Here is a 7,728-nt window from a genome sequence, read left to right as displayed (position 1 = left end):
TCCTCCGCCCGCGACGCCGGGGCCAGCTTCGGCGCCTTCCATCGCGGACGCCGGTCCGGGGCGGCCGGCGGGGCACCGGAGTCCGCACCGCCCGCCCCGGGCTAGGCGGCCGACCGCGCCCGCATCGCAACCGCACCGCGCCGCACGGCCCCGTACCGGGGCCCGCTCGCCCCTCTTGCCCGTGTCGCTCGTGAGATTGGAGGAACGGGCCGGTGACCGCAGCACCTGGAACCACCGTCCCCGCACCCACCATGCAGACCACCGACAACAGCCTCACCTGGCTCCTGCAGAACCTCCTGGACCGCACCCCCGGCACCCGCCACGCCCTCGTCCTCTCGCGCGACGGCCTCAAGCTCTGCTGGACCGAACACCTGACCCAGGACCGGGCCGACCAGCTCGCCGCGATCTGCTCGGGCATCCAGGCCCTCGCCCAGGGCGCCTCCGTCGAGTTCGGCAACGGAACCGGCGGCGTCCGGCACTCCATGACCGAGTTCCACGGAGGGCTGCTGTTCATCGTGGAGGCGGGCGAGGGCGCGCACCTGGCCGTCGTCGCGGTGGAGGACGCCGACCCCGGCGTGGTGGGCCACCAGATGACCGAGCTGGTCGAGCAGATCGGTGAGCACCTGCGGGCCGAGCCGCGCCACGCCGTCCCCGGGGGCAGCCCGTCGTGACGCGCAGGCCCGTGGACACCGGCGCACCCGACCGGCTCTACACGGTCACGGGCGGGCGCAGCCGCGCCGACGACTCGTTCGACCTCGTCACCCTGGTCGTCGCCGAGTGCGGGCCGTCGGCCGGCATGCAGTCGGAACACGTCCGCATCCTCGACCTGTGCCGGCACCCCACGGCCGTGGTCGAGATCGCCGCCGAGCTGGCCCTGCCGATCACGGTGGCCCGCATCCTGCTCGGCGACCTGCTCGCCACCGGAGCCGTCACCGCCCGCCACCCGCGCCTGGGCCGGACCGCCGCGTCGCACCCCGATACCGCCCTGCTCCAGGAGGTGCTCCATGGGCTCCGCAACCTCTGACCCGGCCGCCTCCGGCTCCTCCACGACCCCCGGCGTCGTCGGGGTCTCCAGCCGCAAGCCCCTGACCGACGCCGCGGAGACCGGGCTGAAGATCGTCGTCGTGGGCGGCTTCGGAGTCGGCAAGACCACCCTCGTCCGCTCGGTGAGCGAGATCCGGCCGCTGAACACCGAAGAGGTCATGACCCAGGCCGGGGTCGGCGTCGACGAGACCGGCGGGGTCATGTCCAAGACCACCACGACCGTGGCCTTCGACTTCGGCCGGATCAGCCTCAACGACCGCATGGTGCTGTACCTGTTCGGCGCCCCCGGCCAGGAACGCTTCTGGTTTCTGTGGGACCGGCTGTTCTCCGGCACCCTCGGCGCGGTCGTCCTGGTCGACACCCGCCGCATGGACGATTCCTGGTACGCGATAGACCGGCTGGAACACCACCGCACCCCCTTCGTGGTGGCCGTGAACCGCTTCGACGACGACACCGCCCGGCACTCCCTGGACGAGATCCGGCTGGCCCTCGCGCTGCCCGAGCACGTGCCGCTGATCGACTGCGACGCGCGGGTGCGGACCTCGGGCAAGAACGTGCTGGTCACCCTCGTGGACCACCTCTACCAACTGGCCCTGGACCAGGAGAGCGCATCGTGACCGACATCGACCCCTCACCCCGTCCCGTCGCCGCACCGGGCTGCCCCGCGCACCCGGACGCCGTGCCGCTGGCCGGACTGGAGTACCAGCAGACGCCGTCGGAGCTGTACCGGGGGCTGCGGGCCCAGCACGGCGCCGTCGCCCCCGTGCTCCTCGACGGTGGCATCCCCGCCTGGCTGGTCCTCGGCTACCCCGAGGTCAGCTATGTGACCAGCCACGACGAGCTGTTCGCCCGCGACTCGCGCCGCTGGAACCAGTGGGGCGGCATCCCGCCCGACTGGCCCCTGCTGCCCTACGTCGGCCATCAGCCGTCGGTCCTGTTCGCCGAGGGCGAGGAGCACCGGCGGCGGGCCGGGGTCATCACCCAGGCGCTGGCCGGCATCGACCAGTTCGAGCTGGCCCGGGACTGCCGGCAGCTCGCCGGCCGGCTCATCGCCGCCTTCGCCGGCAGCGGGCGGGCCGAGCTGATGAGCGGCTACGCGCACCCCCTGCCGATGCGCGCCGCCGTGCGCATCTGCGGGATGCCGCACACCGGCGCCGAGACCCGGCAGCTCGTCGAGGACCTGCGCGTCTCCCTCGACGCGGCCGAGGGCGACGACCCGGTCGCCGCGTACACGCGCGTGGGCGAGCGCATCCACCGCCTGGTCCGCCACAAGCGCGAGCGCCCCGGACCCGACGTCACCTCCCGCATGCTGACCCACCCCGCGGGACTGACCGACGAGGAGGTCGTCCAGGACCTGATCTCCGTCATCGCCGCCGCCCAGCAGCCCACCGCCAACTGGATCGGCAACACCCTGCGGCTGCTGCTCACCGACGAGCGTTTCGCCCTGAACGTCTCCGGCGGCCGCCTCAGCGTGGGGGAGGCCCTCAACGAGGTGCTGTGGCTGGACACCCCCACGCAGAACTTCATCGGCCGCTGGGCCGTCAACGACACCCAGCTGGGCGGTCGGCAGATCCGGGCCGGCGACTGCCTCGTGCTCGGCCTCGCCGCGGCCAACACCGACCCGCAGCTCTGGCCCGAGGCACACGTCGGCGCCGAGAACTCCGCGCACCTGTCCTTCAGCAACGGCGAGCACCGGTGCCCGTACCCGGCACCCCTGCTCGCCGACGTCATCGCCCGCACCGCGGTCGAGACCCTGCTGGAACGGCTCCCCGATCTCGTACTCGCGGTCGGGCCCGAGGAGTTGACCTGGCGACCGTCCATCTGGATGCGCGGCCTGACCGCCCTGCCCACGCTCTTCACCCCCGTCGTGGCCTGACGGCCGTGCCCTCGCTCAGGCCACGGGGGTGAAGCGCACCGGCAGCGACTGCGGGCCCCGGGTGAACACGCCCCGCTCCACCACCTCGAAGCCGTCCTCCGTCCGCAGGTCGGGCAGTGCGTCCAGCAGTTGTCCGACCCCGGTCTCGACCTCGGCCTTCGCCAGCAGCGCCCCGACGCAGAAGTGCCGGCCTAGCGCGAAGGCGAGGTGGTCGGCCGCGGCCGAGAAGGCGGTCGTCGTGGTCAGGTCGTCGCGCATGATGTCGAAGCGGTCCGGGTCCCGGTAGCGGCTCTCGTCCCGGTTGGCCGCCCCTATCAGGCAGGTGACGGTGGCACCGGCGGGTATGGTGCCGCCGCTGAGCGTGACGTCCGTCGCCGTCTGGCGCATGATCATGTGGACCGGCGGGGTGTAGCGCAGCGTCTCGGCGAAGGCGCGGGGAATCAGGCTCCGGTCCTCGCGGACGGCCGCCAACTGCTCCGGGTGGGCCAGCAGGTTGGCGAAGATGCCGGCGATCGCCTTGTCGGTGGTCTCGCCGCCCGCCGCGAGCAGCAGACTGCAGAACGCCTTGATGTCCTCGTCGCTCATCCGGACCCCGTCCACCTCCGCGGCGCACAGGGTGGACAGCAGGTCGTCGCCCGGGTTCTCGCGCCGCTCCCGGATGACCGGGAACATGTACTCGGCGAACTCCACCCGGGTGCGCGCACCGGCCGCCGCGACCTCCTGGTCGCCGGAGAGGTTGCCGAGGAAGGCGATGACCGAGGTGTACCAGCCGTGGAACCGGTCGTGGTCGGCCTTGTCCAGGCCCAGCATGTCCGCGATGACGTTGACGGGGAACCGGGTCGCGTAGTCGGCGACCAGGTCGGCGCGGCCGGTGTGCCGGAACGCGTCGATCAGCTCACGGGAGTTGCGCTCGATGACCGGCAGGAACCGCTCCTGGAGGTCGGCCCCGCGGAAGGCCGGGGCGACCAGGGCGCGCCGGACCGCGTGCTCCCGGCCGCTCAGCTGGAGGATCGTCCTGCCGTGCACGGGCTCGATCTGCCAGTCGTAGTTCTCCGTCGTGAACTGCCCGCCGCGGTCCTTGAAGACGCGCTCCACGTCCTCGTAGCGCGAGACGATCCAGCTCTGGGTGGCCTCGTGCCGGATGAGGGGCGCGCTGTCCCGCATCGTCCGGTAGACCGGATACGGGTTCGCCGCGAACTCGGGGGAGAGGATGTCGGGGACCTGCTGCGCGGTGGACATGGGACTCCTCGGTCGACAACGGCCTGGCCGCACCAGGCTATTGACGCGGCGGCACCTCCGACAGACCGCGCGGCGAGGCGGTTCGGGCCGGGTCAGGCCTCGCCGTCCACCGAGGCGCGCAGCCGTGCGCTGGCCATCCGCATGTGCTCGGCCATCGCCCGGTCCGCGGCCTCCGGATCGCGGGCCCGGATGGCCTGGAGCACCGCGTCGTGCTCGCACAGCGTGCCGCCGACGGTCCCCTCGATGTCGCTGACGCGCTCCATCCAGACCTGGAGCAGCGCCCGGATGCTGTGCAGGATGTCGCTGAGCACGGTGTTGCGGGCGATGCGGGCCGTCTCCAGGTGGAAGGCGATGTCGGCGTCGATGAACGCCGTGACGTCCCCGCCCGCGTCGCGCATGTGCTGGAGGTGCTCCTCCAGCCTGGCCACGTCCGCGTCGGTGGCCCGCTCCGCCGCGAGCCGGGCCGAGACGCCCTCCATGTACGTGCGGACCTCGACCAGGTCCTGTGTGCGCCGCTGGCCCAGCATCAGGCCCCAGTTGATCGCCCGGGGCAGGAACTCCGAGGTGCCCTCACGGACGTAGGACCCCGAGCCGGGGCGGATCTCGATGATCCCGAGCACGTCCAGGGCCGACAGGGCCCCGCGCACGCTGGACCGGGCGACGCCCAGGGCCTCGGCCAGCTGCCGCTCGGCGGGCAGCCGGGTGCCGGGCCGGATGTCGCCGGCCGAGAGGTGGTCGAGGAGCCGCTTGGCGACCTCGCTGACGGACGACTCACGTACCACGGGGCGCAGCAGCCGCGCGAGGTCCGGTGCGTCGGCGGAGCTGTGCTGATCAGGCTGACTGGTCACGGTCACCAGTGAACCAGATGCCGTGCGTGCCTCGCCGACCAGGCAGTTCATCGCCTCCTCGGCTGCGGTTTGTCAAGAGTTGGGCCGGCGGGCGATCTATGACGCTCGCCACACTGGTAAATTGGTGACCAATTTGATCCGGAGGCTTAGCGTGAAGGCGAACCGGTCGGCCGCCCCCGTGGCGGACCACCCGGAGTGACCCACCCCGGACGGAGTTGTCCGGGCGAGCCGAGGAGTCGCCCATGGGTGCCCAAGCGCCATCCGCGGCAGTCGAGAGAACTGCCATCAAGAAGGTCTCAGTACGTCTCGTGCCGTTCGTGGCGCTGATGTTCTTCGTGAACTACCTGGACCGCACGGCGGTCTCGTTCGCCGAACCGAACGGCATGGGACAGGACCTCGCCCTGACCGCCGCCCAGTTCGGCTTCGCGTCCGGGATCTTCTTCCTCGGCTACATCGTGCTCGAGGTCCCCAGCAACATGGCCCTGCACCGCTTCGGGGCCCGCCGCTGGCTGGCCAGGATCATGGTGACCTGGGGCATCGTCTCCCTCCTTTTCACCTGGGTCGGCAGCAGCGGCCAGCTCTACACGCTGCGCTTCCTGCTCGGCGTCGCCGAGGCCGGCTTCTTCCCCGGCGCGATCCTCTTCCTCAGCCAGTGGGTCCCCTCCCGCCACCGCACCAAGATCCTCGGCCTGTTCTACCTCGCCCAGCCGCTGACCACCGTCTTCGGCGCCCCGCTGGCGGGCTGGCTGATCGGCCGGCACGGACTGTTCGGCCTGGAGGGCTGGCGGGTGATGTTCCTGTTCGTCTCGCTGCCCGCGATCGTCCTGGGCGTCATCGCCTGGTTCTACCTGATCGACAAGCCCGCCGACGCCAAGTGGCTCACCCCCGCCGAGCGCGACTGGCTGACCGCGGAACTCGCCGCCGAGAACGCGCAGAAGACCGGCCACGAGGGCAAGCACGCCAAGGGCGACCTCAGGAAGGCCTTCACCAGCGGACGCGTCTGGACCCTCGCCGCCGTCTACTTCGGCTTCGTCTACGGTCTGTACGCCCTGGCCTTCTTCCTGCCGACGATCATCAACGGTTTCCAGGACCAGTACGACACCACGTTCAGCGTCATGGACAAGGCCTGGATCACCGCCATCCCGTACCTGCCCGCCGCGATCGTCCTCTTCTTCTGGACCCGGCACGCCACCCGCCACGGCACCCGCACCTGGCACGTGGCAGGTCCGGCCGTCGTCGGCGGTGTGTCCATACCGCTCGCCCTCTACATGGGCTCGCCGACCGCCACCGTCGCCGTGATCACCGTGACCGCCTGCGCCATCTTCGCCGCGCTGCCCGTCTTCTGGTCGGTGCCCTCCCGCTTCCTGACCGGCGCCGCCGCCGCGGCCGGCATCGCCCTGATCAACACCGCGGGCAACGTCGCCGGATTCGCCTCCAGCTACATCACCGGCTGGCTCAAGGACTGGAGCGGCGCCTACTACCTGCCGCTCTACCTCGTCGGCTTCTTCATGCTGCTGTCCGCCGCGCTGATGATCCTGCTCGCCGCCCGCAACCGCACCGACGAGCCGGCCCCCGCGTCCGAACCCCAGGCCGAGGAGGCCCTGCGATGACCCGCCTGTTCAACGACCCGGCCGCCTTCGCCGACGAGGCGCTGGAGGGCTTCACCGCCGCGCACCGGCGCTGGGTGCGGCCGGTCACCGGCGGTGTCGTCCGGGCCACCGCCACCCCGGCCGGCCAGGTCGCCGTGGTGATCGGCGGCGGCTCGGGCCACTACCCCGCGTTCTCCGGCCTGGTCGGCCGCGGTCTGGCCCACGGCGCGGCCGTCGGGAACGTCTTCGCCTCGCCCTCCGCCCGGCAGATCCACTCCGTGGCCACGGCCGCGCACGGCGGCGGGGGAGTCCTGCTGATGTACGGCAACTACGCCGGTGACGTCCTGCACTTCGGACAGGCCGCCGAGCGACTGGCCGCCGACGGCATCGAGGCCCGGACGTTCGCCGTCGCCGACGACATCTCCAGCGCGGGCCCCGACGAGTCCGCCAAGCGCCGCGGCATCGCCGGTGACCTGCCCGTCTTCAAGACGGCGGCCGCCGCGGCCGAGCAGGGCATGCCCCTGGCCGAGGTGCTGCGCGTCGCCGAACGGGCGGGCGCCCGCACCCGCTCCTTCGGCATCGCCTTCTCCGGCTGCACCCTGCCCGGCGCCGACCACCCCCTGTTCACCGTCCCCGAGGCCCGGATGGCCGTCGGCCTCGGCATCCACGGCGAGCCCGGCATCGGCGAGGATGACCTGCCCACCGCCGACGAGGCGGCCCGGCTGCTGGTCGACACCCTGCTGAAGGAACTGCCCGAGGACGTCGCCGATCCGGCGGGACAGCGTGCCGCGGTCATCCTCAACGGTCTCGGCTCGGTCAAGTACGAGGAACTGTTCGTCGTCTACCGCAAGGTCGCGGCCCTGCTCGGCGACGCCGGCGTGGAGATCGTCGACCCCGAGGTCGGCGAACTGGTCACCAGCTTCGACATGGCAGGCATCTCGCTCACGCTGACCTGGCTGGACGACCGCCGTACCCGCCGCCTCGGACGCCTCGCGCCGGACCGCCGCCACCGTGCTGGCCGCGCTGGACGCGGTGGCCCGCGTCGTCGACGCCCACGCCGACGAACTCGGCCGCATCGACGCCGTGGCCGGGGACGGTGACCACGGCATCGGCATGCGGCGCGGCTCCGTCG

Annotated in this window: 7 protein-coding genes and 1 pseudogene; 6 read left to right on the top strand and 2 right to left on the bottom strand. The window is 72.1% G+C overall.

The window, feature by feature from the left end; genetic code table 11:
* Positions 1 to 251 precede the first annotated feature (251 nt).
* From BZZ08_RS37750 to BZZ08_RS37735, 4 genes are read left to right on the top strand one after another with little or no spacing between them, the layout of a single operon-like run.
* Complete coding sequence (locus BZZ08_RS37750; protein ID WP_198601936.1) at positions 252 to 671, top strand: roadblock/LC7 domain-containing protein; 420 nt, start codon at positions 252 to 254, stop codon at positions 669 to 671.
* The gene (locus tag BZZ08_RS37745; protein WP_198601935.1) at positions 668 to 1,024 is read left to right on the top strand and encodes a DUF742 domain-containing protein; all 357 of its coding nucleotides are present in this window, start codon (positions 668 to 670) and stop codon (positions 1,022 to 1,024) included. Before BZZ08_RS37750 ends, BZZ08_RS37745 begins: the two co-directional genes overlap by 4 nt.
* Positions 1,005 to 1,661, top strand: a complete 657-nt coding sequence (locus BZZ08_RS37740) for a GTP-binding protein (RefSeq protein WP_241965663.1) — start codon at positions 1,005 to 1,007, stop codon at positions 1,659 to 1,661. The genes BZZ08_RS37745 and BZZ08_RS37740 overlap by 20 nt, the downstream gene beginning before the upstream one ends.
* On the top strand, positions 1,658 to 2,920 hold the full coding sequence (locus tag BZZ08_RS37735) for a cytochrome P450 (protein WP_104636645.1): 1,263 nt from the start codon (positions 1,658 to 1,660) through the stop codon (positions 2,918 to 2,920). The genes BZZ08_RS37740 and BZZ08_RS37735 overlap by 4 nt, the downstream gene beginning before the upstream one ends.
* A 15-nt stretch (positions 2,921 to 2,935) precedes the next feature.
* Here BZZ08_RS37735 and BZZ08_RS37730 read toward each other — a convergent pair whose 3' ends face one another.
* Positions 2,936 to 4,159, bottom strand: coding sequence for a cytochrome P450 (locus tag BZZ08_RS37730; protein WP_104636644.1), 1,224 nt, complete (start codon positions 4,157 to 4,159; stop codon positions 2,936 to 2,938).
* Between the two features lie 92 nt (positions 4,160 to 4,251).
* Positions 4,252 to 5,013, bottom strand: a complete 762-nt coding sequence (locus BZZ08_RS37725) for a FadR/GntR family transcriptional regulator (protein ID WP_104636648.1) — start codon at positions 5,011 to 5,013, stop codon at positions 4,252 to 4,254.
* Positions 5,014 to 5,249: 236 nt separating this feature from the next.
* Here BZZ08_RS37725 and BZZ08_RS37720 point away from each other — a divergent pair, with 236 nt between their 5' ends.
* Both BZZ08_RS37720 and BZZ08_RS37715 read left to right on the top strand, forming a co-directional pair.
* Positions 5,250 to 6,617, top strand: a complete 1,368-nt coding sequence (locus tag BZZ08_RS37720) for an MFS transporter (RefSeq protein WP_104636643.1) — start codon at positions 5,250 to 5,252, stop codon at positions 6,615 to 6,617.
* Positions 6,614 to 7,728 (top strand): annotated as a pseudogene (locus BZZ08_RS37715) (dihydroxyacetone kinase subunit DhaK); the annotation flags it as partial. The gene BZZ08_RS37720 and the pseudogene BZZ08_RS37715, both read left to right, overlap by 4 nt.

Source organism: Streptomyces sp. MH60 (genome assembly GCF_002939385.1).
Classification (GTDB): Bacteria; Actinomycetota; Actinomycetes; order Streptomycetales; family Streptomycetaceae; genus Streptomyces.
Note: the sequence above shows the minus strand (reverse complement) of the source record. Positions and strands in the feature narration are given on the sequence as shown.

Bases quoted from the DNA above. Each gene is read 5' to 3' on its own strand.
- BZZ08_RS37750 (WP_198601936.1), top strand. From the start codon at position 252: ATGCAGACCACCGACAACAGCCTCACCTGGCTCCTGCAGAACCTCCTG.
- BZZ08_RS37740 (WP_241965663.1), top strand. From the start codon at position 1,005: ATGGGCTCCGCAACCTCTGACCCGGCCGCCTCCGGCTCCTCCACGACC.
- BZZ08_RS37730 (WP_104636644.1), bottom strand. From the start codon at position 4,159: ATGTCCACCGCGCAGCAGGTCCCCGACATCCTCTCCCCCGAGTTCGCG.
- BZZ08_RS37720 (WP_104636643.1), top strand. From the start codon at position 5,250: ATGGGTGCCCAAGCGCCATCCGCGGCAGTCGAGAGAACTGCCATCAAG.